Origin of the sequence: Klebsiella sp. Ech2A, from assembly GCF_030078455.1 — a bacterium.
Lineage (GTDB): Bacteria > Pseudomonadota > Gammaproteobacteria > Enterobacterales > Enterobacteriaceae > Klebsiella > Klebsiella terrigena.
The window spans coordinates 58,136-83,947 of record NZ_JAQGFU010000006.1; the positions used below are offsets into that span (position 1 = coordinate 58,136).

Below are 25,812 nucleotides of genomic sequence, written 5' to 3' on the forward strand. Positions count from 1 at the left end.
CGCTCCTTAGCCTATGATTTTCAGACCGCGAACCAGCGCAAACTGCGGTTCGTCAGCAACCACAAAGCGATCGTCGCGCAGGCCAACCCGCGCGCGGATGGCGTCCGCCACCAGCGGCGCGCCGCCGCCAATCACAATCACGTGAGAATAGCCCTTAAAGCTATCAATGGTCGTCAGCACGCGCGTGGTGAGGCGCTCGATGCTTCCGGCAATCACCTTTTTCACATCGGAGACCGCATCCGGATCGTTGATGTTGTCGGCTAAATAGGCATCGTCATCGCGGTTAATGATGATCTGATCGACGTTGTAGCTGGAGGTATCGGTATTCGCTCTGGCCAGCGCCAGCTTCACGGCATCGGTCACCAGCGACACGCCCAGCTTCGGGTCGCCAAAAATGCGCGAAACCGAGGTCATCTGACCGGCCACCATGGAGATATCCAGCGTGGTACCGCCCAGGTCGACAATCAGCACGGAGTGTGACGGTTTAAGCTCATCACACAGGCTGATACCGGCCGGGATAGACTCCGGACGCACGGTGACTTTGGTGATATTGAACACTTCGCCTTTGTTCAGTTTGACCGCGCGGCGGAGGCTCTTTTTCTTGCGTTCGATATTGTCGAGGCGGTACTGGGCATCTTCGTCGTAAAACTCGGTCAGCGGCAGCGTCACCACGATCTCCACATCCTGCGGCTCAATACCGCTGGTCAGCAGCGCGTGATGCACGGCGATGGAGTTCAGCGGGCTGTACTGCCATTCGATATTGTTGGTCGGTAACGCATCCGGCGTAATCAGATCGAAGGAGTACTTCTCCTCATCCACGGTGTAGTTATAGGGCTTCCCGGTACCGAAGGTGGCAGACCATCCACGCTTGAAGCTGTTCGGGCTGATATGGGTCAATGTTTCACCATCTTGTTCCCACAGCATTTTGATATTGGTTGAACCATCATCGATAAAAATGCGCATCGTATCGCTCCGTCTCTGCGACAAATAAGAGAAAAAATAAGACTACAAAAGAGTAGCAAGCGTAAAACGACCGCGCAATAGCGCAAAAAAGAGACAATTCCGAGAAATAAAAGAGACAAATAAGATAAAATAAAAATCAAAGACTTAAAAAAGAGAATAAATTGAGAACAAATAGATAATTATCAGAGATAACTTTCTTACGCTTTTTGTCGAAAAATGAAGGAAAAACCCGCGCTAAGTCATCTAATTTTCGCCTACGCTCACGCAAAATCCACGGGTTTTATCATCAGCGGCGGCGTCGGCCATAGCGCGCCGCGGCATCTTTTATGATGCCGCGGCGCGTTCAGGATGTCGGGCAGAGGTCGAGGAAAATGACATCGCGGCGGATATCGTCGGGCCGGGCGGCCCGACGGCGGAGGCGGTATTAACGCCGGACCCACTCCGGCAGCCACTCGCCGTGGCTGGCAATCAAATCGTCCACCAGCGCATAGATCTCCTCGATTCCCAGCACCGCCGCAGTGTGCGGATCCATCATCGTCGCGTAGTAGACGTAATCGCGGTTTTCGCTGAGGATCGCCTCGGTCAGCAGGGTCTGAACGTTGATGTTGGTTTGCATCATCGCCGCCAGGTGCGCGGGCAGCCTGCCAACTTTAGTGGGCTGAATACCGTTGGCGTCCACCAGGCAGGCGACCTCCACGCAGCACCCCTGCGGCAGGTTGTCGATCAGCCCGTCGTTGCGCACGTTGCCGTACACCACGCTCGGCTCGCCGGTCCAGATCGCGTTCATAATCGTGCTGGCATATTCCCGCGAGGGCTTAATGTCGATGCGATCGCTGGTTTTATACGTCTCCAGCTCTTTATGCCAGTTCGCCACCTGCTCCACGCAGCGCTTCGGATATTCGTCCAGCGGCACCTGGTAACGGGCGATCAGGTCTTCACGCCCCGGCTTGATAAACCACGGGGTATATTCCGCGAAGTGCTCCGACGATTCCGTCACGAAGTAGCCCAGCTTTTTGAACATCTCATAGCGAACGATATTCTGGCAGCGCGAGTTCTCGCGGTGCTTCGGCGCGCGCCCTTCGGCAAAGGCCTGCAGCATATCCGGATAGATGCTGACGTAGCTGCCGTCCCCCGTCTTTTTCTCCAGCGACAGGTAGAACGCCATGTGGTTAATCCCGGCGCAGCGGTAGCGCAGATCCGCCGGGTCGAGGTCGAGGTCGTGCGCCAGCTCTTCCGCCGTTCCCTGCACGGAATGGCACAGGCCGACCTGCTTGATATGCGGATAGCGCGCGTACATCGCCCAGCTGTTCATCGCCATCGGGTTGACGTAGTTCAGCATCGTCGCGTTCGGGCAGACCTCGGTCATATCGTCACAGATGCGCCACAGGTGCGGAATCGTCCGCAGCGCCCGCATGATCCCGCCCGGCCCGAGCGTATCGGCGATGGTCTGCTCCAGCCCGTGCAGCTTGCAGACCTCAAAATCGGTTACCGTACACGGCTGATAGCCGCCGATCTGGAAAGCGACCACCACAAAATCCGCGTCCATCAGCGCGGCTTTCTGGTCGCGATGGCAGCTAATTTCTCCGTGAGCGCCAACCGAGTCCATCAGCTTTTGCACCACGATATGCGACTCTTCTAGCCGGTTGGCGTCGATATCCATCAGCGCGATATGGGCCGATCTCAGCGCCGGGCGTTGAAAAACGTCGCCGAGAATATTTTTAACGAAAACCGTTGAGCCGGCGCCGATAAAGGTAATTTTTGGGGCAGACATAGTGCTCTCTCCGTTAAGTCATTAGACACCCGCAGAGTGGCACGCCGGACGCGCCGCGCGCTGCCCTCTTCCCGACGGAGCATTCCCGGAAACTCAGATCGACCGTTACCGACCACAAAATCTGAGATTTCGGGAATAAAATGGCGAAAAAGCAGAGAAAACGGGCGGTTGAATCCGCTAAGATAGGCGTATATCGGTGCAAAAAACAGCAGCTATGACGATTCAGGAATCCGAAGCCCTATGGAAAAAAACCTTACGCCGCAGCCTCCCGACCCGCATATGAGCAGCAGCGACGAGCAAAATACCCGCAGCCCGCTGGCGCTCTATTCGGAGTATCAGCGCATGGATATCGAGCTGCGCACCCCGCACGCCATGACCACCAGCCACTGGCACGGTCAGGTAGAGGTTAACGTCCCCTTCGACGGCGACGTGGAGTATCTGATTAACAACGAGGTGGTGAACATCAGGCAGGGCTATATCAGCCTGTTCTGGGCCTGTACGCCGCATCAGCTCACCCGTCCCGGCAGCTGCCGGCAGATGGCCATCTTTAACCTGCCGATGCATCTGTTTTTGTCCTGGCCGCTGGACCGGGAGCTTATCAATAACGTCACCCACGGCATGGTCATTAAATCCCTCGCGGCGCAGCAGCTCAGCGTCTTTGAAGTCCAGCGCTGGCAGCAGGAGCTCGCCAGCGACAACGAGCAGATCCGCCAGCTGGCTATCGAAGAGATCGCCCTGATGCTCAAGCGCTTTAGCCTCTCCGGCTGGCAGCCGATTCTGGTCAACAAAACCTCGCGCACGCACAAGCACAGCGTCTCGCGGCATGCGCAGTTTTACGTCAGCCAGATGCTCGAATTTATCGCCGCGCACTACGATCGGGCGCTGACCGTCGATGCGGTTGCCGAACACGTTAAGCTCAACCCCAACTACGCGATGGGCATTTTTCAACGGGTGATGCAGCAGACCATGAAGCAGTACATCACCGCCATGCGCATTAACCACGTCCGCGCCCTGCTCAGCGATACCGACAAAACCATCCTTGATATCGCCCTGACCGCCGGCTTTCGTTCCAGCAGCCGCTTCTACAGCACCTTTAGCAAGTACGTCGGCATGCCGCCGCAGCAGTACCGCCGGCTCAGCCAGCAGCGCCGGCAAAGCCTGCCGCCGAATGAGACCTAAACGGCCATAAAAAATGCCGCCGGAGGAGGCCCCCGGCGGCATTTTTCACATTGCAGGCGAATGAATCAGTCGTTAATTCGCGGGTGCTGATCCACCAGACGGGAACGTTTTTCCTGCAAATCGGCAATTTCCTGATCGATATCTTCGATTTTGTTTTCGATGTTATCGTAGTGCTCGCCGAGGATCTCTTTCGCTTCCTGGATATCCGAAGCCGCAGGCGTCGCCCCTTTCAGCGGACGGTTCGCCGTCTCCTTCATCGTCAGGCCGGTCATCAGGCCAATCACCGCAATCACCATCAGATAGTAGGCCGGCATCATCAGGTTCTGCGTGGTTTCCACCAGCCAGGCCGCCAGAGTTGGCGTCAGACCGGCAACCAGCACCGAGATGTTGAAGGCGCTGGCCAGCGCGCTGAAGCGGATATGGGTCGGGAACATCGCCGGCAGCGAAGAAGCCATAACCCCGATAAAGCAGTTAAGCACCACCGCCAGCAGCAGCAGACCGCCGAAAATCAGGCCGATAACGTCGCTGTTAATCATGATAAAGGCCGGAATCGACAGCGAGAACAGCGCCACGCTACCAATCAGGATAAACGGACGACGGCCGAAGCGGTCGCTGAGCATCCCGATAACCGGCTGCACAAACAGCATCCCGACCATAATCGCGATAATAATCAGCACCCCGTGATCTTCCGAGTAGTGCAGGTTATGCGACAGGTAGCTCGGCATATAGGTCAGCAGCATGTAGTAGGTCACGTTGGTGGAAATCACCAGACCGATACAGGTCAGCAGGCTACGCCAGTGCTTGGTGGCAATCTCTCTGAACGAGACCTTAGGCCCTTCCTGCAGCCCTTCGCGATCGCCCTGCTCAAGGGTGTCAACGTGCTGCTGGAACGCCGGAGTCTCTTCCAGGGCGTGACGCAGATAGAGGCCGATAAGCCCTAACGGCAGCGCGAGGAAGAACGGCAGGCGCCAGCCCCAGCTGAGGAAGTTTTCCTCACCGACGATGCTTGAAATCAGCACCACCACGCCCGCGCCGAGGACAAACCCGGCAATGGAACCGAAGTCCAGCCAGCTGCCCATAAAGCCGCGCTTACGGTCAGGCGAGTATTCGGCGACGAAGATCGACGCGCCGGTGTACTCTCCGCCCACCGAGAAGCCCTGCGCCATCTTACACAGCAGCAGCAGAATCGGTGCCCAGATGCCAATCGAGGCGTACGACGGAATAAGACCAATACAGAAGGTACTTATCGACATGATAACGATGGTTATCGCCAGAATCTTTTGTCGACCGTACTTATCGCCGAGCATGCCGAAGAACAGGCCGCCTAGCGGACGAATCAGGAACGGAACGGAGAATGTCCCTAGCGCGGCAATCATCTGCACGCTGGGATCGGCATCGGGGAAGAAGACTTTACCTAAGGCGTAGGCCACGAAGCCGTACACGCCGAAATCGAACCACTCCATCGCATTACCCAGCGACGCTGCGGTGATCGCTTTTTTCAGCTTGCCATCGTCAATGATGGTCACATCCCGCAGAGTGATTGGCTTTACTTTTTTCCTTTTAAGCATATTTTTCCTCTAAAGCTTCGCCGTGAGCGCACGGTTCTCCGCCAAACGGCAATACCGTTTGCGTTGTGCGTCGGGAGCGGCCAATTGCCGGGCTCCTCTTTTCAAGCGTAGCAGGTTTGCCTGCACTGTCTGCTGACAGTCCGTACAACCGAACCTGTTGACGCCTGCTCTGGCGTAAATTAATCAATAAATGGGGCGACGAATAAACCTGATGAATTTACCAACTCGCCTTTTTACCCTAACAGCGTTTAAATTTGGGATCAACTTCACGAAAATTTGTTCGCCATATTACAGAGCCAGGCGGCATTAATAAGTTCAATGAATATGCACAGGCAGTGATTTATTTTTGGATATCCCGCCTCCGGCAGCACATCGAATATTGCTGAATTTTGCTCGAAAAAGAGAATATTCCCGCCGCGGTACTATAGGAAAAAGTGGCCGACAAATGGCCGCCATTGCGCTATAATAGCAATCACTTTCGGCTATCAGCCGCCTTTTAACGGGCCAACGGCCTGTTTTATACAGTAATCATGAGGAACGTCATGCAACTCCCACAGTGTCCTAAATGCCATTCTGAGTACACCTATGAAGACAACGGCATGTTTATCTGCCCGGAATGCGCCCATGAATGGAACAATGCCGAGCCGGCTGAAGATAATGATGCGCTGACGGTGAAAGATGCCAACGGCAATTTACTCGTCGACGGCGATAGCGTCACCGTGATTAAAGATCTGAAGGTTAAAGGCAGCTCTTCTATGCTGAAAATCGGCACTAAAGTGAAGAATATCCGCCTGGTAGAAGGCGATCATAACATCGACTGCAAAATTGATGGTTTTGGTCAGATGAAGCTCAAATCCGAGTTCGTCAAAAAGAACTAACGCTATTTCCTTTTCGCTGAATCGTTATTTTCCCGACCACAGCCGCCGGTCGGGAAAATGAACGAACATATCCTCGCGCCATCGTCCCCCTATTTCCCGCCTCATCGGCGAGAACTGCTGGCGCAGGTCAGATATTGTCCTCATCCACCTCCTGACTGACGCCGCCGCCTGGCTTAAATCGCCTGGCACCCTCTACGCTTAATGGGTCAATCGTTATCTGAGGTCATGACTATGTCTTTAAGCCCCTATATCGCCTTCGGCGGCAACTGCGCTGCGGCCATCGCGTTCTACCAGCAGGCCCTGGGCGCAGAGCTTGTCCACCAGATCACCTACGGCGAGATGCCGCAGAATATGCAGGACGCCGAGGACGGCTGCCCCTCCGGTCAGCATCTCGCCGCCGACTGCATCGCCCACGCCAGCCTGCGCGTGGCGGGCAGCGAGCTGATGCTGGGCGATAGCCCCACCAGCGACAGCGAACGCTATGCCGGCTTCACGCTGGTGCTGGATACTCAGGACCTGGATGAAGGTAAACGCTGGTTTGACAGCCTCGCCGCAGAAGGACGTATCGAAATGGCCTGGCAGGAAACCTTCTGGGCCCACGGCTTTGGCAAAGTTTTCGATCGCTTCGGCATCCCGTGGATGGTGAACGTCGTCAAGCAGCCTTAACGCCTCCCCCTCCGGGCGGGCTCTCCCGCCCTGTCATCGCCCTGGCGCTAACTCTTCATCCTGCGGTCATTATGTTTTAACCGAAATGTAACAAAAACAGGTCAGGATCGGGCCACTCTCAGAGGGAAATCCCTTCTTCTGCTTAGTGAGGCTCGACTGACATGTACTTATCCAGACATCCGACCAGTTATCCTACCCGGTATCAGGAAATTGCCGCCAGGCTTGAGCAAGAGCTTCGTCACCACTACCGCTGCGGCGACTATTTGCCCGCGGAGCAGCAGCTGGCCACCCGCTTTGAGGTCAACCGCCATACCCTGCGCCGGGCGATAGACCAGCTGGTTGAACGCGGCTGGGTTCAGCGCCGTCAGGGCGTCGGCGTGCTGGTGCTGATGCGGCCGATCGACTATCCGCTGAACGCCCAGGCGCGCTTCAGCCAGAACCTACTCGAGCAGGGAAGCCATCCGACCAGCGAAAAGCTGCTGTCGGTGCTGCGCCCGGCCAGCAGCCACGTCGCCGAGGCCTTTGCGATCAACGAAGGCGATAACGTCATCCATCTGCGCACCCTGCGCCGGGTGAACGGCGTCGCGCTGTGCCTGATCGACCACTACTTCACCGACCTGCGCTTCTGGCCCGCGCTGCAAACCTTCAGCCAGGGCTCACTGCACGATTTTCTGCGCCAGCAGCTGGACGTCGAGCTTACCCGCGCGCGCACCAAAATCAGCGCCCGCCGCGCGCAGGCCAAAGAGAGCAACATTCTGGGGATCCCCAACATGGCGCCGCTGCTGTGCGTAAGAACCCTCAACCACCGTCCCGGCGAGCAGAACGCGACGGAGTACTCCGTCAGCCTGACCCGGGCGGACATGATCGAATTCACCATGGAGCACTGAATGCACTTTGATACCGCAACCCGCCAGCGCTGGATGTCCGTGCTGGCCCACAGTGAACCGCAGGAGCTTCTGGCGCGGATGCAGACCCTGCAGCTGGCGCCGCAGTACGAATCCATTCGCGCTCCGGAGACCGGCCTCGTGCAGCTCCAGGCGCGCATGGGGGGCATCGGCGATCGTTTCTTCGCCGGTGACGCCACTCTGACCCGGGCGGCGATCCGCCTCGCCGACGGCACGCTCGGCTACAGCTGGATACTGGGGCGCGATCGCCCCCATGCCGAACGCTGCGCGGCCATCGACGCCCTGATGCAGTCGCCACACCACTTTCATTCCTTAATGAAAACCCTGATTACCCCGCTGGAAGAACAACGAAGCGCGCGCATTGAAGCCCGACGCGCCGAGGTCAACGCCAGCCGGGTCGACTTCTTTACTCTGGTTCGCGGAGATAACGCATGACCTTACAAACCGCCTTTACCCTACCGGCGCAGGATGCCCAACACAGCTTTCGTCGCCTGCTGAAGGCCATGAGCGAGCCGGGGGTGATCGTCTCCCTGCAGCAGCTTCAGCACGGCTGGCAGCCGCTGAACGTCGCCTCTACCAGCCTCCTGCTGACCCTTGCCGATCGCGACACGCCGGTCTGGTTTACCGCCGCGCTGCATAACGACCTTGTCGGCCAGAACCTGCGCTTTCATACCGGCGCGCCGCTGGTTGAGCAGCCGCAGCAGGCGGTCTTCGCCGTCACCAACGAGCGCATCAGCGCCGAACAGCTCAACGAGCTCTCCGCCGGCACCGTTGTCGCTCCGGAAACCGGCGTAACGCTGATCGTCCAGCTCCCGAGCCTCAGCGGCGGGCGCATGCTGCGTCTGACCGGCGCCGGCATTGCCGAAGAGCGGATGATCGCCCCGCAGCTGCCGGACTGCATCATTGATGAGCTGACCGAGCGCCCGCACCCGTTCCCCTTAGGCATTGACCTGATCCTCACCTGTGGAGAACGTCTGCTGGCCATCCCGCGCACCACCCACGTGGAGGTTTGCTAATGTACGTTGCCGTCAAAGGCGGTGAGAAGGCGATAGTCGCCGCTCACGCCCTTCAGGAACACAAACGACGAGGCGATGGACGGCTTCCTGAAATTAGCGTTGAACAGATTACCCAGCAGCTGAACCTGGCGGTTGACCGGGTGATGACCGAAGGCGGCATCGCCGATCGCGAGCTGGCGGCGCTGGCGCTCAAGCAGGCCAGCGGCGACAGCGTCGAGGCCATTTTTTTACTCCGCGCCTACCGCACCACCCTGCAGCGGCTGGCGGTGAGTGAGCCGGTAAATACCGCCGAAATGCGTCTGGAGCGGCGCATTTCGGCGGTCTATAAAGATATTCCCGGCGGCCAGATGCTCGGCCCGACCTACGATTACACCCACCGCCTGCTCGATTTTACCCTGCTGGCCAACGGCGAGGCGCCGGCTCTGAAAACCGCCGAGCAGCCGCCGGAAGCCACACCGCACGTCTTTAACCTGCTGGTCCAGCAGGGGCTGGCGAAAGCAGAGCAGCAGACCCTCGCCGAGCCTGACGATATTACCCGCAGCCCGCCGGTTTACCCCTGCTCGCGCTCATCGCGCCTGCAGCAGCTGGTGCGCGGCGACGAAGGCTATCTGCTGGCGCTGGCCTACTCGACCCAGCGCGGCTACGGCCGCAACCACCCGTTTGCCGGCGAAATACGCAGCGGCTACGTGGCGGTAGAGATCGTTCCGGAGGAGCTGGGCTTTGCGGTCAATATTGGCGAGCTGCTGATGACCGAATGCGAAATGGTCAACGGCTTCGTTGCCCCGCAAGACGAGCCCCCGCACTTCACCCGCGGCTACGGCCTGACCTTCGGCATGAGCGAGCGCAAAGCGATGGCGATGGCGCTGGTTGACCGCGCGCTCCAGGCGCCGGACTACGGCGAGGAGGCGGCCGGCCCGGCGCAGGACGAAGAGTTTGTGCTGGCCCATGCCGATAACGTCGAGGCCGCGGGCTTCGTGTCGCACCTTAAGCTGCCCCACTATGTCGATTTCCAGGCCGAACTGGCGCTGCTGAAACGCCTGCAACGGGAGAACGAACGTGGCTAATACCCTCTCCGGCTATAACTTCGCCTATCTTGATGAGCAAACCAAGCGCATGATCCGCCGCGCCATTCTGAAAGCCGTCGCCATCCCCGGCTATCAGGTGCCGTTCGGCGGCCGCGAAATGCCGATGCCCTACGGCTGGGGGACCGGCGGTATCCAGCTGACCGCCAGCGTGATCGGCGAGAACGACGTGCTGAAGGTGATTGACCAGGGCGCCGACGACACCACCAACGCGGTATCGATTCGCCAGTTCTTCACCCGCGTGACCGGCGTCGCCACCACCGAGCGCACCGAAGACGCGACGCTGATCCAGACCCGCCACCGGATCCCGGAAACGCCGCTGACGGAAGATCAGATCCTGATTTTCCAGGTGCCGATCCCGGAACCGCTGCGCTTTATCGAGCCGCGCGAAACCGAAACCCGCACCATGCACGCGCTGGAAGAGTACGGCGTAATGCAGGTCAAGCTGTATGAAGATATCGCCCGCTTCGGCCACATTGCGACCACCTACGCCTACCCGGTGAAGGTCAACGGCCGCTACGTGATGGACCCGTCGCCAATCCCGAAATTCGATAACCCGAAAATGCACATGATGCCGGCGCTGCAGCTGTTCGGCGCCGGGCGCGAAAAGCGCATCTACGCGGTCCCGCCCTATACGCCGGTGGAAAGCCTCGATTTTGACGATCATCCGTTCACCGTCCAGGAGTGGGATGAGCCCTGCGCCATCTGCGGCTCGCGCCACAGCTATCTTGATGAAGTGGTGCTGGATGACAGCGGCAAACGCATGTTTGTCTGCTCCGATACCGACTACTGCCGCCAACAGAGCGAGGCGCAACAAAAATGAGCCAACCGTTACTTGCGGTCAATAACCTGACCCACCTCTACGCGCCGGGCAAAGGCTTCAGCGACGTCTCCTTTGAGCTGTTCCCGGGAGAAGTGCTGGGCATCGTCGGCGAGTCCGGCTCCGGCAAAACCACCCTGCTGAAGGCCATCTCCGCGCGCCTCGCGCCGCAGCAGGGCGAAGTGCTGTACCACAGCCGCTCGCTGTACGCGATGAGCGAAGCGGATCGCCGCCGCCTGCTGCGCACCGAGTGGGGCGTGGTGCACCAGCACCCGATGGACGGCCTGCGCCGCCAGGTCTCAGCGGGGGGCAATATCGGCGAACGGCTGATGGCCACCGGCGCGCGCCATTACGGCAATATTCGCGCCACCGCCGGACGCTGGCTGGAAGAGGTGGAGATCCCGGCGTCGCGCATCGACGACCTGCCGACCACCTTTTCCGGCGGCATGCAGCAGCGCCTGCAGATCGCCCGCAATCTCGTCACCCAGCCGAAGCTGGTGTTTATGGATGAACCCACCGGCGGACTGGACGTGTCGGTGCAGGCGCGCCTGCTCGACCTGCTGCGCGGCCTGGTGGTGGAGCTGAACCTCGCGGTGGTGATTGTCACCCACGATCTCGGCGTCGCGCGCCTGCTGGCTCACCGCCTGCTGGTGATGAAGCAGGGTCAGGTGGTGGAAAGTGGTTTAACCGACCGGGTACTCGACGATCCGCACCATCCCTATACCCAGCTGCTGGTGTCGTCGGTCTTGCAGAACTAGCCCGCGACCCCATTCGCTGGGTCAGGTAGCCCGGACGGGCGCGTCGCGTCGCCGCCGGGAAAACTCAGGCACTATGAGGCAACAAATGAACGCCATCCGCGTTGAAAACGTACATAAAACCTTTGTCCTGCATCAGCAAAACGGCGTCCGCCTGCCGGTGCTCGCCGACGCTTCGCTAACGGTTAACGCCGGAGAGTGCGTGGTGCTGCACGGCCACTCCGGCAGCGGTAAATCCACCCTGCTGCGCTCGCTGTACGCCAACTACCTGCCGGATACCGGGCATATTCACGTCCGCCACGGCGAGGAGTGGGTCGACCTGGTGAGCGCTCCGGCGCGCAAGGTGCTGGAGGTGCGTAAAACCACCATCGGCTGGGTGAGCCAGTTTCTACGCGTCATTCCGCGCATTTCTGCGCTGGAAGTGGTGATGCAGCCGCTGCTGGATCTCGGCATCCCGCGCGAAGCGTGCGCCGCCAAGGCCGCGCGCCTGCTGACGCGCCTGAACGTCCCGGAACGCCTGTGGCACCTTGCCCCGTCCACCTTCTCCGGCGGCGAGCAGCAGCGGGTCAACATCGCCCGCGGCTTCGCCGTTGACTATCCGATCCTCCTGCTCGACGAGCCTACCGCCTCCCTCGACGCCAAAAACAGCGCCGCGGTGGTGGAGCTGATTAACGAGGCTAAAGCGCGCGGCGCGGCTATCGTCGGCATTTTCCATGATGAAACGATACGCAACCTGGTGGCCGACCGGCTGCATCCGATGGGAATAACAGCATGATTATCAATAACGTAAAACTGGTTCTCGAAGATGAAGTGGTGAACGGCTCGCTGGAGGTGCAGGAGGGCATGATTTACGCGTTTGCCGAAAGCCAGAGCCAGCTGCCGCAGGCGATCGACGGCGAGGGCGGCTGGCTGCTGCCGGGGCTCATCGAGCTGCATACCGATAATCTGGACAAGTTTTTTACCCCGCGCCCGAAGGTTGACTGGCCCGCCCACTCGGCGATGAGCAGCCACGATGCGCTGATGATCGCCAGCGGGATCACCACCGTGCTGGATGCGGTGGCCATCGGCGACGTCCGCGACGGCGGCGACCGGCTGGAGAATCTGGAAAAGATGATCAACGCCATCGAGGAGACGCAAAAGCGCGGCGTTAACCGCGCCGAACACCGCCTGCACCTGCGCTGCGAGCTGCCGCACCACACCACCCTGCCGCTGTTTGAGAAGCTGGTTGGCCGCGAGCCGGTGAGCATGGTCTCCCTGATGGACCACTCTCCGGGCCAGCGCCAGTACGCCGACCGCAGCAAGTACCGCGATTACTACCAGGGGAAATATCATCTGACCAACGAAGAGATGGACCGCTTCGAAGAGGAGCAGATGGCGCTGGCGGCGACCTGGTCGCAGCCGAACCGCGAAACCATCGCCGCCATCTGCCGCGAGCGTAAGATTGCCCTCGCCAGCCACGATGACGCCACCCGCGAGCACGTCGTCGAATCGCATCAGCTTGGCAGCGTAATCGCCGAATTTCCCACCACCTTAGCCGCCGCGGAGGCCTCGCGTCAGCACGGCATGAACGTGCTGATGGGGGCACCGAACATCGTGCGCGGCGGCTCGCACTCCGGCAACGTCGCCGCCCACCGGCTGGCGGCCGACAATCTGCTGGATATTCTCTCATCCGACTACTACCCCGCCAGCCTGCTGGATGCCGCCTTCCGCATCGCCGATGACGACGGCAACCGCTTCACGCTGCCGCAGGCGATTCGCCTGGTGAGCAAAAATCCGGCGCAGGCGCTGGGTCTAGGCGACCGCGGGGCCATTGCCGAAGGTAAACGCGCCGACCTCGTGCTGGCCCATCGCCGCGGGGAGCATGTGCATATCGACCACGTCTGGCGTCAAGGAAAGAGGGTCTTCTAATGTCGGGGAAACTGATTTGGCTGGTGGGGCCTTCCGGCTCAGGAAAAGATAGCCTGCTGGCGGCGCTCCGCCAGCGCGAGCACTCGCAGCTGCTGGTTGCGCATCGCTATATTACGCGCCCCTTTAACGCCGGGAGCGAAAACCATATCGCCCTCAGCAAGCAGGAGTTTTTTAGCCGCGCCGAGCGCCAGCTGTTTGCGCTGAGCTGGCACGCCAATAACAATTACTACGGCATTGGCATCGAAATTGACCTCTGGCTGCACGCCGGTTTCGACGTGGTGGCCAACGGCTCCCGCGCGCATCTGGCGCAGGCCCGGGCGCGCTACGCCGACGCCCTGCTGCCTATCTGCCTGCAGGTCACGCCGGACGTGCTGCGCCAGCGTCTGCAGCAGCGCGGCCGGGAGAACGAAACGGAGATCGCCCAGCGGCTTGAGCGCGCCGCGCGCTACGCGCCAACGGACTGCCTGACCTTAAATAACGACGGTACGCTGCCGCAGTCGGTGGACACCCTGGTCTCGCTGATTCGTACTCACCGCCAGCGCGAGCACCAGCATGCCGACCTGTAAGCTACGCGAGGCGACCCTCGACGACAGCCCCGCCGTCTATGCGTTAATTTGCGAATTAAAGCAAAAAACCTACGATCGCGACGCTTTCGCCCGCGGCTTTGCCATGAACCTGCAAAATCCCACCCTGCGCTATCAGCTGGCGGAGGTGGATGGCGAAACCGTCGGGCTCATTGGGCTCCAGCTGCAGTTTCCGCTCAATTTCAACGCCTGGATCGGCGAAGTACAGGAGCTGGTGGTTCTGCCGCAAATGCGCGGTCTGCAGGTGGGCCAGGCGCTGCTGGCGTGGGCCGAGCAGGAAGCCCGCAGCCGCGGCGCCACCATGGTTGAGCTCTCCAGCGGGAAAGCTCGCCCCGACGCCCACCGCTTCTATCTGCGCGAAGGGTACGCACAAAGTCATCTTCGTTTTAAAAAAGCGCTGTGAGGAGGAGGTATGAGCCTGACTATCCGCTTAACCGGCACCGGCGGCGCCCAGCTGGTGCCGGTCTTCGGCTGCGACTGCGCCGCCTGTCGCCGCGCCCGCGCTGATGAGGCCCACCGCCGCCGCCCCTGCAGCGCGGCGGTGAAGTTCAACCACGCCGTAACCCTGCTGGACGCCGGCCTTCCGGACCTGATGGAGCGCTGGCCCGCCGGGACCTTTCAGCAGATCTTGCTCACCCACTACCATATGGATCATGTCCAGGGGCTGTTCCCGCTACGCTGGGGCGTGGGGGCGCGGATCCCGGTTTTTGGTCCGCCGGACGAAGCGGGCTGTGACGATCTATTTAAGCATCCCGGGCTGCTGGATTTTAGCCATACCGTTGCGCCCTTTGTGATGTTCGAGCTGCAGGGGCTAAGGGTGACCCCGCTGCCGCTAAACCATTCCAGGCTGACGTTCGGCTATCTGCTGGAGTCGGCGCACAGCCGCGTGGCGTGGCTGTCGGATACCGCCGGGCTGCCGGAGAAGACGCTGAAGTTCCTGCTGAATAACCAGCCGCAGGCGATGATTATCGACTGCAGCCACGAGCCGCGTCCGCAAACTCCGCGCAACCACTGCGATTTAAATACGGTGCGGGCCATCAACCTGATCGTGGGCTGCCCGCAGGTCATTCTCACCCATATCGACCACCGGTTTGATGCCTGGATGATGGACAACGCCCTGCCGCCGGGGTTCGAAGCGGGCTATGACGGTATGGAGATCGTGCTGGATTAGGCATCGCGCAAACGGGGCAGGATCAGTAGTCGTCGTCCAGCCGACGGCGATCGTTTTCCAGCTGCCGACGATCCTGATCCAGCTGGCGCTGGCGATCGTCAAGCTGTCGGCGGCGATCGTCCAGCTGACGCAGCCGATCGTCGTACTGCCGCTGGCGATCGCGGCTTTGCTGACGACTCTCCTGATAGCGCCCGTCATCATCGCGGCCGTCGCTATAGCGATCGTCGTCATCGGAGCGGTTATCGCCAGGGCGGTAAGCGTCGCTAATCGCCTGCTGAATATTGCCGATGGCGTCGTCAATAAGATCGGCGTGCGCAAGCTGGCTGCCCAGCGACAGGGTGCAGAGGATCAAAGCGGTCAAATAGCGTTTCATAGGGCCAGTCTCTTCGGGGGGCTGGGCCTACGGTAATCAACGCCCGCCGCTACGAGTAGCGGAGGAATCTCAATTAGATGCCGCTAGCGGGGCGCAACCACGGCGCTCCGCAGCGCCTGCTGCAGCTGGGCGCGGGTGAAGGGCTTACGCAGCAGCTCGACGTCCGGCAGCGCGGGATTATGCGCCGGACGCAGATCCTGACCGCTGATCAGCAGCAGCGCCACCGTCGGGAAGCGGCGCTGCGTTTCGTTAATGACCTCCGCGCCGCTCAGCCTTCCCGGCAGCATCAGATCGCTTATCAGCAGCGCGATATCCGGCGAAGCCTCGAGCATCTGTAGCGCCTGCTCGCCGCTGGCGGTTTCCAGCGTCAGCCAGCCAAGCTGGTGCAGCTGCTCGCACAGGGTCTGGCGCACGTCCGCTTCATCCTCAAGCACCAGCGCCAGCCGCTCGGCGCCAGTTTCCTGCTCGGCCTCGGGCAGCAGCCCGCTGGCCGTCGCCTGTACCGCCGCGCGCGGCAGCTGCAGGCGCACCGTCGTCCCCTGACCCGGCGCGCTCTCAATTGCCACCCTTCCCCCGGACTGGCGCACAAAGCCATACACCATCGACAGCCCGAGGCCGCTGCCGCTGCCGGTCTGTTTGGTAGTAAAGAAGGGCTCAAAGACCTGCGCTTTCACCTCCAGCGACATCCCGCAGCCGTGGTCGACCACCTCCAGCGCCACCATATCCTGCCGCCGCCCGTCGCTGCGCGCCACGCGCTGGTTCCAGCTGCGTATTCTTATCACCCCGGGCCGCCCCTCCATCGCGTCCCGCGCGTTCATCACCAGGTTGATGATGGCGTTTTCCAGCTGGCCAACGTCAATCCACGCCGGCCAGGCGGGGGACTGCGCCTCAATCTCGAGGCTCAGCGCCGCGGGCAGAGAGTGGCGCATCAGTTCGCCGAGGTTCTCCAGCAGCGGCTTCATCTCAACGGCGTGCGGGTGCAGCGACTGCTTGCGCGAGAAGGCCAGCAGCCGCTGGGTCAGCAGCGCGCCGCGTTCGGCGGCCTTGCGCGCCCTGGAGATGCGCGCCGCGTCGCCCTCGTGGGGCTGAACCAGCTCAAGGCTGCCGATTATCACCGCCAGCAGGTTATTAAAATCATGCGCCAGGCCGCCGGTCAGCTGGCCGACGGCCTTCATTTTCTGGCTATGGACCAGCGCCTGCTCCAGCCCCTTGCGCTCGGTGCGATCGAGCACCACGTTGACCAGACCGCGCCCCGGCACCGGGCTGAAGCGCAGCTCAATCGTCCGGTCGTTCGCCAGCTGCAGCTCCTGCGGCTTCGGCAGCGGTGAAGCGAGGTTGGCCCGCACGTGCTCCGCCAGGGGCGCCGCCCGGCTCAGCAGCTGCTGGTAGTGCATGCCGCGCTGCAGCTCCTGTGCCGCCAGCCCGAGCAGCAGCGGATACTGCGGATTCCACACCACCAGCTGCCCCTGATTATCAAACAGGGCAAAGCCGTCGCGCATCGCGTGAAAGGTAGTCTCCAGCAGGGTGCTTTTCTCCTTCAGCAGCTGGGACGTGTGGGCCAGCGAGGCGGTATTGCGGGCGAAGACGTTGAAGGCGCGCGCCAGCTCGCCCAGCTCATCGCGCCGCTGCAGCGCGGGCACCGAGACGTGGTTCTCGCCGTGGGCCAGCCGCGACATGGCGCGTGAAATAGCGGTCAGGTTGGAGCCAAGATTGCGGTAGATATACCAGCCGGCGCAGCCGGTGATCGCCAGCGCCAGCAGCGCCGACAGCAGAATAAACATGCTGATGGAGCGCAGCTCCTGATGGCTTTGCGCCGCCCGCAGCTCCGACGCCTGCGCCACTCTGGCGACATACTGATTAATATCGCTGTTCAGCAGCGCCACCAGCGCCTTGATATGGAACATATACCAGCCGATCGCCAGATCGCTCTCCTCCAGCTGGGCTGACAGCGGCTCCAGCCGGGCAAGCTCGGCCTTAAAATCCGCGAGGATCGCAGCCTGCGTCGGGTCGGCGCTGGTCGACGGCAGGAAGCCCATCACCTCATCCAGCTGCTGCACTATCGAACGCGGCGTTGAGGTGTGGATGGCGGCGGTAATCAGCCGATCCATCTCCACCAGCCGCTGTGGAGCGATCGCCGGCGCGCCGGGCCGATCGCTAAGATCCTGCAGATGGAGCAGATAGCTCTGATTTTGATACAGCGAGCTGAGCAGCTCATAGCGCTGCAGATGGCGCCGCTGGCCGCGCACCAGCATTCCGCCTACGCTCTGCTGCAGCTCGTTGCTGCGGCGAGTAATGCTGGCGACCAGCGTCAGCTCCTGCTGCGCCAGCGGCGCGGCGGCAAGCTGGGACAGCGAGTGCTTCAGCGCCTGCTGCGTCTCCAGCAGGCGCTCGGCCTCGCTTTTATACTCCAGCGCGCCCACCACCTGCGAGAGCCGAACCGCCGCGGTGGCGACGTTGGCGGTATCGCGGGCCAGGTTCATACTGCCGGTCATATCGTCCAGCGTCTGCCGCTGTACCTGCTCCTGCAGCAGGCTGGCGTGGCGAAAACCCAGTATCGCCACCCCGGCGACCATCAGCGTCACCGCCACCATCAGCAGGTTAAACGACAGCAGGCGTCCGCGGGCGCTGGTGAAAAACGGATAACGATGGGATGGCATGGTCGGCTCCGCGCTATTTTTGTTTATCCTGGCGGCTGGCGGCGGCAACGGGGAGAGTAACGTTGCGTAATTGTGATCAAGATTAACTATTCATCAATATGACAAATATGAACGGCTTCTGACATTTTGCATTTATCAATCCGTGGTCCACTGCTGCTATCGACCGCTCTCGCAGGAGACCCTGTATGCCAGCAACGCCGGTACTATCCATGCGCAACATTGCCAAAGCCTTTGGCAAATTTTATGCGCTGAAAGGCGTCGATCTGACGGTTTGGCCGGGCGAGATCCACGCCCTGATGGGCGAGAACGGCGCCGGAAAAAGCACGCTGATGAAGATCCTCGCCGGCGCCTATACCGCCACCAGCGGCGAGATCCTGATCGACGGTAAACCGCACGCCATCAAAGGGCCAAAAGACGCGCTGGCGGCAGGCATCACGCTGATTTATCAGGAGATGCAGCTGGCGCCCAACCTCACCGTCGCCGAAAATATTTTCCTCGGCAGCGAGCTGGCGCGCGGCGGGCTGGTGCAGCGCAAAGAGATGCACAGCCAGGCCCAGGCGGTGATTGACCGTCTTGGCGCCCAGTTTAAGGCCAGCGATCGGGTGATGAAGCTGACCATCGCCGAGCAGCAGCAGGTGGAGATCGCCCGCGCCCTGCACCGTAACAGCCGAATTCTGGTGATGGATGAACCGACCGCCGCCCTCTCTTCGCGTGAAACCCAGCGCCTGTTTGAGCTGATTCTGCGCCTGCGCGACGAGGGCATGGCGATTATCTATATCAGCCACCGCATGGCGGAAGTTTATGAGCTGTCCGATCGCGTCAGCGTCCTGCGCGACGGCCAGTACGTCGGCAGCCTGACCCGCGACAGGCTCAACGCCTCCGAGCTGGTGCGCATGATGGTGGGCCGCCCGCTCAGCGATCTGTTCAATAAAGAGCGCGATATCCCCCTCGGCCAGCCGCGCCTGCGGGTGCAGGATTTGACCGACGGCAGCAAGGTGAAGCCGAGCAGCCTGGTGGTGCACGCCGGGGAGATCGTCGGCCTCGCCGGGCTGGTCGGCGCCGGCCGCTCCGAGCTGGCGCAGCTGGTTTTCGGCGTGCGCAAGGCGAGCGGCGGCGTGATTGAAGTCGACGGCGAGCCGGTGGTTATCCACTCGCCGCGCGAAGCCATCGATCTCGGCATCGGCTTCCTTACCGAGAACCGCAAGGAGCAGGGGCTGTTTCTCGAGCTGGCGGCGCAGGAAAATATCACCATGGCGACGCTGGAGCGCGACGCCAGCTGGGGGATGCTCAACCGCAAGAAGGCGCAGACCATCTCCGATGACGCCATCTCGCTGCTCAATATTCGCGTCCCGCATTCGCAGGTGCGGGCGGGCGGCCTTTCCGGCGGCAACCAGCAAAAGCTGCTGATCTCCCGCTGGGTGGCGATCGGCCCGCGCATTCTGATCCTCGATGAACCGACGCGCGGCGTCGACGTCGGCGCCAAAAGCGAAATTTACCGCATCATGAACCAGATGGCGCGTCAGGGCGTGGCCATTCTGATGATCTCCAGCGAATTACCGGAAGTGGTCGGCATGAGCGACCGGGTCTACGTGATGCGCGAAGGCGCTATCGTCGGCGAACTGCAGGCCGGCGAGATCGGCCAGGAAAGCATTATGACGCTGGCCACCGGCGTTAACGACTCTCACCTTAAGGCGGAACAACCATGACAACGCAAAAAGAGACCGCCGCCCGGCCGGTGGCAAAATCAGCGTCGGCGAAAAAAATGCTGATGGGCGATTTGATGCAAACGGTCGGCATCCTGCCGATTCTAATCCTGATCGTCGCGGTATTTGGCTTTATCGCGCCGAACTTCTTTACCGAGAGCAACCTGCTAAACATTACCCGCCAGGCCTCCATCAACATCGTGCTCGCGGCGGGCATGACCTTTATCATTTTGACCGGCGGGATCGACCTGTCGGTGGGGTCTATCCTCGGCACCACCGCGGTGGCGGCGATGGTGGTCTCGCTGATGCCGGAGCTCTCCCTGCTCTCCATTCCGGCGGCGCTGATGCTCGGGCTGCTGCTGGGGCTGTTTAACGGCGCGCTGGTCGCCTTCGCCGGGCTGCCGCCGTTTATCGTTACGCTAGGCACCTATACGGCGCTGCGCGGGGCCGCCTATCTGCTGGCGGACGGCACCACGGTGATTAACTCCGATATCAGCTTCGAATGGATCGGCAACGATTACCTCGGGCCGGTGCCGTGGCTGGTGGTGATCGCCCTGGCGGTGATCGCGGTGTGCTGGTTCATTCTGCGCCGCACCACGCTCGGCGTGCACATCTACGCCGTGGGCGGCAATATGCAGGCCGCCAGGCTCACCGGCATCAAGGTCTGGCTGGTGCTGCTGTTCGTCTACGGCATGAGCGGGCTGCTCTCGGGGCTGGGCGGGGTGATGAGCGCTTCGCGGCTCTACAGCGCCAACGGCAACCTCGGCGTGGGCTATGAGCTGGACGCCATCGCCGCGGTGATCCTCGGCGGCACCAGCTTCGTCGGCGGTATCGGCACCATCACCGGTACCCTGGTGGGGGCGCTGATTATCGCCACCCTCAATAACGGCATGACGCTGATGGGCGTCTCCTATTTCTGGCAACTGGTGATCAAAGGGGCGGTGATCATCATTGCGGTACTGATCGACAAATACCGTACCCGACACCATCAAAGTGCATAACAACAATACCAATACCCTACGAGTGAGGAAGACAATATGCGTTTGAAACCGTTAGCGATCGCGCTCTGTGCCGGCACGCTGCTTGCCGCAGCGCCGTTCACCCAGGCTAAAGAACTCAAATCTATCGGCGTGACGGTCGGCGATCTGGCCAACCCGTTCTTCGTCCAGATAACCAAAGGCGCCGAGCTGGAAGCCCGCAAGCTGGCCGGGGATGGCGTCAAAGTGACGCTGGTTTCCAGCGGCTACGATCTCGGTCAGCAGGTGGCGCAGATCGATAACTTTATCGCCGCGAAGGTCGACATGATTATCCTTAACGCCGCCGACTCCAAGGGCATCGGCCCGGCGGTGAAGCGGGCGAAAGACGCGGGCATCGTGGTGGTGGCGGTGGACGTGGCCGCCGAAGGCGCGGACGCCACCATTACCTCCGATAACACCCAGGCGGGCGAAATGGCCTGTAAATACATCACCGACCGCCTGAAAGGGAAAGGCAACGTGGTGATTATCAACGGGCCGCCGGTTTCTGCGGTGCAGAACCGCGTCGAAGGCTGCCAGACGGAGTTCAAGCGCCACCCGGATATCAAAGTGCTGTCGTATAACCAGAACGCCAAGGGCAGCCGCGAAGGCGGCCTGGAAATTATGACCTCGCTGCTGGCCGCCAATCCGAAAATCGACGGCGTATTCGCGATTAACGACCCGACCGCTATCGGCGCGGACCTGGCGGCCAAACAGGCCCAGCGCAACGAGTTCTTTATCGTCGGCGTCGACGGCAGTCCGGACGGGGAAGAAGCGTTGAAGCGTAAGAATTCGCTGTTTGTCGCCACCCCGGCCCAGGATCCGCAGGTGATGGCGGCGAAGGCGGTAGAGATTGGCTACGACATCCTGCAGGGCAAACCGGCGCCAACGGCACCGGTGCTGATCCCGGTGACGATGATCGATAAAAACAACATTGGTACCTATAAAGGCTGGACCGTGAAGTAGACGCCATCGGTCAGGCTAATCCCGGGAAGCCTCCGGGGTTAGCCCCTTCGCGGCTACGCCGCCTTATCGCCGTGGATAACGTCCGCGGCGAACACATAGCCCAAGCCGCGCATGGTTTTGATCAGCGCCGGCTGATGCGGATTAAGCTCAATCTTGCGCCGCAGGCGCATGATCAGCACGTCAATCGTCCGGTCAAACACCTCAATGCTCTCGCTGTGGGTCAACGTCAGCAGCTGTTCGCGGTTCAGCACCCGCCGGGCGTTCTGCGCCAGCGCCAGCAGCAGGCCGTACTCGCCCTGGGTCAGCGGCACCGGCTGCTGCTGGGGGTTAAACAGCTCACAGCGTCCGGTGTCCAGCCGCCAGCCGTTAAAAATGAGTCCCGCACCGCCGCCGCTGCTGCTCTCCGCCGCCAGCGCGCCGCTGCGCCTGAGCACCGCTTTCACCCGCGCCACCACCACCCGGGAGTTAAACGGCTTGCCGATATAGTCGTCGGCACCCATCTCCAGCCCCACCACGACGTCGGCTTCGCTCCCGAGGCCGGTCAGCATCACCACCGGCAGCTCGGGTCTGCTGCGCTGCAGCTGCTGCAGCACCAGCAGACCGTTGGTATCGGGCAAAATCATGTCCAGCAGGACGAGGGAAACATCCGCCCGCTGCTCCGCTACCGCCAGCGCTTCGCCGCCGGTTTGGCACACCAGCACGTCAAAAACGTGCGCGCTGAGCACGTCGCACAGCAGTTCGCAGATTGCGCTGTCGTCATCAACAACCAAAATGACCGGTTTCATAGCTTGCCTCTGCCCGCCGGGGATGATCTCTGTCTGATTAATTCAGCAAACCACCACCGACAAATCCATTGCCGGATAGCGTTTCTTCAACCCATGTCACAACTCCGCCCGCTTCGACACGTCAAAACTGACGACGCCCTGCTTTTCGTCAGCACTTCGCCCAAAAAACCGGCGTATTATCGGGAAATACCCACAATGAAAATATGGCATAGAAGATGCATAGTGACGGCGTGATAGCGCATATGCGCCAACTGATTAACGGGAGCAAGACCGATGAAAAAAGTCGTCACGGTTTGTCCGTATTGCGCATCAGGTTGCAAAATCAACCTGGTGGTCGATAACGGTAAAATCGTCCGGGCTGAGGCGGCACAGGGGAAAACCAACCAGGGAACCCTGTGCCTGAAGGGCTACTACGGCTGGGACTTTATTAACGATACCCAGATCCTCACCCCGCGCCTGAAAACCCCGATGATCCGCCGCCAGCGCGGCGGCAGGCTGGAGTCCGTCTCCTGGGATGAGGCCCTCGACTACGTTGCCACGCGCCTCAGCGCGATTAAGGCCAAATACGGCCCGGATGCCATCCAGACCACCGGCTCCTCCCGCGGCACCGGGAATGAAACCAACTATGTGATGCAAAAATTCGCACGCGCCGTTATTGGCACCAATAACGTCGACTGCTGCGCTCGCGTCTGACACGGCCCATCGGTTGCAGGTCTGCACCAGTCGGTCGGTAACGGCGCTATGAGCAATGCCATCACCGAGATTGATAATACCGATCTCGTGTTTATCTTCGGCTATAACCCGGCCGATTCGCACCCTATCGTGGCGAATCACGTGATTAACGCCAAACGCAACGGGGCGAAGATTATCGTCTGCGATCCGCGCAAAATTGAAACCGCGCGCATTGCCGATATGCATATTGCGTTGAAAAACGGCTCCAACATTGCCCTGCTCAACGCCATCGGCCACGTCATTATTGAAGAGGATCTCTACGATAAATCCTTCGTCGCCAGCCGCTCGGAAGGCTTCGGGGAGTATCGCAAAATTGTTGAAGGCTATACGCCGGAGTCGGTGGAAGAGATAACCGGCGTCAGCGCTCAGGAGATCCGCGCCTGCGCCCGGATGTACGCCAGCGCCAAATCCGCGGCCATCCTGTGGGGCATGGGCGTCACCCAGTTCTATCAGGGCGTGGAAACCGTGCGCTCGCTGACCAGCCTGGCGATCATGACCGGCAACCTCGGCAGACCGGGCGTCGGGGTCAACCCGGTGCGCGGGCAGAACAACGTCCAGGGCGCCTGCGATATGGGCGCCCTGCCGGATACCTATCCGGGCTACCAGTACGTTAAGTTCCCGGAAAACCGGGAGAAGTTTGCCAAAGCCTGGGGCGTGGAGAGCCTGCCGGCGCACGCCGGCTACCGCATCAGCGAGCTGCCGCACCGGGCGGCGCACGGCGAAGTGCGGGCGGCCTATATTATGGGCGAGGACCCGCTGCAGACCGATGCCGAGCTTTCGGCGGTGCGTAAAGCCTTTGAAGAGCTTGAGCTGGTTATCGTGCAGGATATTTTCATGACCAAAACCGCGGCGGCGGCGGACGTCATCCTGCCCTCCACCTCGTGGGGCGAGCATGAAGGCGTCTATACCGCAGCGGACCGTGGCTTCCAGCGCTTCTTTAAGGCGGTGGAGCCGCAGTGGGATCTGAAAACCGACTGGCAGATTATCAGCGAGATCGCCACCCGGATGGGCTACCCGATGCGCTACAGCAACACCCAGGAGATCTGGGACGAGCTGCGCCATCTGTGTCCGGACTTTTACGGCGCCACCTACGAGAAGATGGGCGAGCTGGGCTACATCATGTGGCCGTGCCGCGACGAATCCGCCGCCGACCAGGGGACCTCTTATCTGTTCAAAGAGAAATTCGCTACCCCCAACGGGCTGGCGCAGTTCTACACCTGCGACTGGGTTGCGCCGATCGACAGACTCACCGGGGAATATCCGATGGTGCTCTCAACGGTGCGTGAAGTCGGCCACTACTCGTGCCGCTCGATGACCGGTAACTGTGCGGCGCTGGCGGCGCTGGCGGACGAGCCGGGCTATGCGCAAATCAATACCGCCGACGCCGCGCGTCTGGGTATCGAGGATGAGGCGCTGGTGTGGGTTAACTCGCGTAAGGGCCGCATCATCACCCGCGCGCAGGTTAGCGATCGGCCGAATAAGGGGGCGGTCTATATGACCTACCAGTGGTGGATTGGCGCCTGCAACGAGCTGGTGACCGAGAACCTGAGCCCGATAACCAAAACGCCGGAGTACAAGTACTGCGCGGTTAACGTTGAGCGGATTGCCGACCAGCGCGCCGCCGAACGGTACGTCATCGATGAGTACAGTAAGCTAAAAGCCCGCCTGCGCGAAAGCGCGATGGGCTAAGTCAGACCGCGTTCCCGGGTAGCGGCGTCAAAGCCCTGCCCGGTGGCGGGGTCGTCGGGAATGCGTCACCGCCTGCGAAGAACGCCCTCAGAAGAACGCGGATTTCATCCGCCGCCGGCCGGCCATTACACCGTATAAATGCGGATGTCGTGCTCGCGAAACGTGGCGCTGTACTCGCGGCTGACGTTTTCTTCCACTACCAGCACATCGATAGCGCCGCTTTCAACCACCACAAAGCGGGCCACCGCCGGGATCTTGTCAGACGTCAGGCCAACGATAATTTCGCTACACTGCCTGATAACCGCTTTCTTAAATTCGCAGTCCGCGTAGTCAAATCCCGTTAGGCCGGACTCCGGCGCCATCGCGCAGCCGCCGATAAACCCCTGGTCAAAGAGAATCCCCTGCAGCTGCGCCACCGCCGAGGTGCCGACGCATCCCCCGGACGCCCGCTGTATCTGTCCGCCGAGGATAACCACGTCATAGAGCGGTTTTTTTAGCAATACGGCGGCTATTTCCGGCGAGTTCGTCACCACTGTCAGCGCCAGCTCGGCGGGCAGCGCCTCGGCCATCGCCAGGTTAGTGGGGCCGGGATCGGTAAAAATGCAGCCGCCGGGCTTGACCAGCCTTG

Annotated in this window: 25 protein-coding genes; 18 read left to right on the plus strand and 7 right to left on the minus strand. The window is 61.0% G+C overall.

What is annotated here, in order from left to right; translation table 11 throughout:
• Positions 1 to 6: 6 nt before the first annotated feature.
• Positions 7 to 963, minus strand: coding sequence for a plasmid segregation protein ParM domain-containing protein (gene parM / locus PFH44_RS03015; RefSeq protein ID WP_045853399.1), 957 nt, complete (start codon positions 961 to 963; stop codon positions 7 to 9).
• Between the two features lie 424 nt (positions 964 to 1,387).
• Entirely contained in the window at positions 1,388 to 2,734 is a 1,347-nt protein-coding gene (gene melA / locus PFH44_RS03020) for an alpha-glucosidase/alpha-galactosidase (RefSeq protein ID WP_045853400.1), read from the minus strand.
• A 240-nt stretch (positions 2,735 to 2,974) separates the two neighbouring features.
• Between melA and melR the strand changes: the two genes are divergently transcribed.
• Positions 2,975 to 3,913, plus strand: a complete 939-nt coding sequence (gene melR, locus PFH44_RS03025; RefSeq protein ID WP_283824256.1) for a transcriptional regulator MelR — start codon at positions 2,975 to 2,977, stop codon at positions 3,911 to 3,913.
• A 65-nt stretch (positions 3,914 to 3,978) separates the two neighbouring features.
• On the opposite strand, the gene proP is transcribed toward melR, so the two are convergent.
• Complete coding sequence (proP, locus tag PFH44_RS03030; RefSeq protein ID WP_045853404.1) at positions 3,979 to 5,481, minus strand: glycine betaine/L-proline transporter ProP; 1,503 nt, start codon at positions 5,479 to 5,481, stop codon at positions 3,979 to 3,981.
• Positions 5,482 to 6,023: 542 nt separating this feature from the next.
• On the opposite strand from proP, the gene PFH44_RS03035 reads away from it, so the two are divergent.
• From PFH44_RS03035 to phnP, 13 genes are all read left to right on the plus strand, one after another.
• Entirely contained in the window at positions 6,024 to 6,359 is a 336-nt protein-coding gene (locus PFH44_RS03035; RefSeq protein ID WP_041143668.1) for a zinc ribbon domain-containing protein YjdM, read from the plus strand.
• A gap of 231 nt (positions 6,360 to 6,590) precedes the next feature.
• Positions 6,591 to 7,025, plus strand: coding sequence for a VOC family metalloprotein YjdN (gene yjdN / locus PFH44_RS03040; RefSeq protein WP_045853405.1), 435 nt, complete (start codon positions 6,591 to 6,593; stop codon positions 7,023 to 7,025).
• Positions 7,026 to 7,186: 161 nt separating this feature from the next.
• On the plus strand, positions 7,187 to 7,912 hold the full coding sequence (gene phnF / locus PFH44_RS03045; protein WP_041143667.1) for a phosphonate metabolism transcriptional regulator PhnF: 726 nt from the start codon (positions 7,187 to 7,189) through the stop codon (positions 7,910 to 7,912).
• Positions 7,913 to 8,365, plus strand: coding sequence for a phosphonate C-P lyase system protein PhnG (gene phnG / locus PFH44_RS03050; RefSeq protein ID WP_283824257.1), 453 nt, complete (start codon positions 7,913 to 7,915; stop codon positions 8,363 to 8,365).
• The gene (gene phnH / locus PFH44_RS03055) at positions 8,362 to 8,946 is read left to right on the plus strand and encodes a phosphonate C-P lyase system protein PhnH (RefSeq protein WP_041143665.1); all 585 of its coding nucleotides are present in this window, start codon (positions 8,362 to 8,364) and stop codon (positions 8,944 to 8,946) included. The genes phnG and phnH overlap by 4 nt, the downstream gene beginning before the upstream one ends.
• A complete protein-coding gene (locus tag PFH44_RS03060; RefSeq protein WP_283824258.1) occupies positions 8,946 to 10,010 on the plus strand; it encodes a carbon-phosphorus lyase complex subunit in 1,065 nt (354 codons plus the stop codon). The genes phnH and PFH44_RS03060 overlap by 1 nt, the downstream gene beginning before the upstream one ends.
• On the plus strand, positions 10,003 to 10,851 hold the full coding sequence (locus tag PFH44_RS03065) for an alpha-D-ribose 1-methylphosphonate 5-phosphate C-P-lyase PhnJ (protein ID WP_041143663.1): 849 nt from the start codon (positions 10,003 to 10,005) through the stop codon (positions 10,849 to 10,851). Before PFH44_RS03060 ends, PFH44_RS03065 begins: the two co-directional genes overlap by 8 nt.
• Positions 10,848 to 11,606: a phosphonate C-P lyase system protein PhnK gene (phnK, locus tag PFH44_RS03070; RefSeq protein ID WP_041143662.1), complete on the plus strand. Its 759-nt coding sequence runs from the start codon at positions 10,848 to 10,850 to the stop codon at positions 11,604 to 11,606. The genes PFH44_RS03065 and phnK overlap by 4 nt, the downstream gene beginning before the upstream one ends.
• Positions 11,607 to 11,691: 85 nt before the next feature.
• Complete coding sequence (gene phnL, locus PFH44_RS03075; RefSeq protein ID WP_045853408.1) at positions 11,692 to 12,378, plus strand: phosphonate C-P lyase system protein PhnL; 687 nt, start codon at positions 11,692 to 11,694, stop codon at positions 12,376 to 12,378.
• Positions 12,375 to 13,511, plus strand: coding sequence for an alpha-D-ribose 1-methylphosphonate 5-triphosphate diphosphatase (gene phnM, locus PFH44_RS03080; RefSeq protein ID WP_045853409.1), 1,137 nt, complete (start codon positions 12,375 to 12,377; stop codon positions 13,509 to 13,511). Before phnL ends, phnM begins: the two co-directional genes overlap by 4 nt.
• A complete protein-coding gene (gene phnN / locus PFH44_RS03085) occupies positions 13,511 to 14,077 on the plus strand; it encodes a ribose 1,5-bisphosphokinase (RefSeq protein WP_045853410.1) in 567 nt (188 codons plus the stop codon). Before phnM ends, phnN begins: the two co-directional genes overlap by 1 nt.
• The gene (gene phnO, locus PFH44_RS03090; protein ID WP_045853411.1) at positions 14,064 to 14,498 is read left to right on the plus strand and encodes an aminoalkylphosphonate N-acetyltransferase; all 435 of its coding nucleotides are present in this window, start codon (positions 14,064 to 14,066) and stop codon (positions 14,496 to 14,498) included. Before phnN ends, phnO begins: the two co-directional genes overlap by 14 nt.
• A gap of 9 nt (positions 14,499 to 14,507) precedes the next feature.
• Complete coding sequence (gene phnP / locus PFH44_RS03095; protein WP_283824259.1) at positions 14,508 to 15,266, plus strand: phosphonate metabolism protein PhnP; 759 nt, start codon at positions 14,508 to 14,510, stop codon at positions 15,264 to 15,266.
• A 22-nt stretch (positions 15,267 to 15,288) separates the two neighbouring features.
• Here phnP and yjdP read toward each other — a convergent pair whose 3' ends face one another.
• A complete protein-coding gene (gene yjdP, locus PFH44_RS03100) occupies positions 15,289 to 15,639 on the minus strand; it encodes a DDRRRQL repeat protein YjdP (RefSeq protein WP_283824260.1) in 351 nt (116 codons plus the stop codon).
• A gap of 83 nt (positions 15,640 to 15,722) precedes the next feature.
• On the minus strand, positions 15,723 to 18,296 hold the full coding sequence (locus PFH44_RS03105) for an ATP-binding protein (protein WP_283824261.1): 2,574 nt from the start codon (positions 18,294 to 18,296) through the stop codon (positions 15,723 to 15,725).
• Between the two features lie 185 nt (positions 18,297 to 18,481).
• Here PFH44_RS03105 and PFH44_RS03110 point away from each other — a divergent pair, with 185 nt between their 5' ends.
• The 3 genes from PFH44_RS03110 to PFH44_RS03120 are packed head-to-tail and all read left to right on the plus strand — an operon-like array spanning position 18,482 to position 21,978.
• Positions 18,482 to 20,002, plus strand: coding sequence for a sugar ABC transporter ATP-binding protein (locus PFH44_RS03110; RefSeq protein WP_045853415.1), 1,521 nt, complete (start codon positions 18,482 to 18,484; stop codon positions 20,000 to 20,002).
• Entirely contained in the window at positions 19,999 to 21,000 is a 1,002-nt protein-coding gene (locus PFH44_RS03115; protein ID WP_041143647.1) for an ABC transporter permease subunit, read from the plus strand. The genes PFH44_RS03110 and PFH44_RS03115 overlap by 4 nt, the downstream gene beginning before the upstream one ends.
• A 36-nt stretch (positions 21,001 to 21,036) precedes the next feature.
• Positions 21,037 to 21,978: an ABC transporter substrate-binding protein gene (locus tag PFH44_RS03120; RefSeq protein ID WP_045853416.1), complete on the plus strand. Its 942-nt coding sequence runs from the start codon at positions 21,037 to 21,039 to the stop codon at positions 21,976 to 21,978.
• A 53-nt stretch (positions 21,979 to 22,031) separates the two neighbouring features.
• Here the strand turns inward: PFH44_RS03120 and PFH44_RS03125 are convergent, their stop codons facing one another.
• The gene (locus PFH44_RS03125) at positions 22,032 to 22,763 is read right to left on the minus strand and encodes a response regulator (protein ID WP_283824262.1); all 732 of its coding nucleotides are present in this window, start codon (positions 22,761 to 22,763) and stop codon (positions 22,032 to 22,034) included.
• A 273-nt stretch (positions 22,764 to 23,036) separates the two neighbouring features.
• Here PFH44_RS03125 and fdhF point away from each other — a divergent pair, with 273 nt between their 5' ends.
• Positions 23,037 to 25,184, plus strand: a complete 2,148-nt coding sequence (gene fdhF, locus PFH44_RS03130; protein WP_283824263.1) for a formate dehydrogenase subunit alpha — start codon at positions 23,037 to 23,039, stop codon at positions 25,182 to 25,184.
• 125 nt (positions 25,185 to 25,309) lie between these two features.
• Here fdhF and PFH44_RS03135 read toward each other — a convergent pair.
• Positions 25,310 to 25,812, minus strand: a 503-nt coding sequence (locus PFH44_RS03135; protein WP_283824264.1) for a DeoR/GlpR family DNA-binding transcription regulator, incomplete at its 5' end; no start/stop codon positions are given.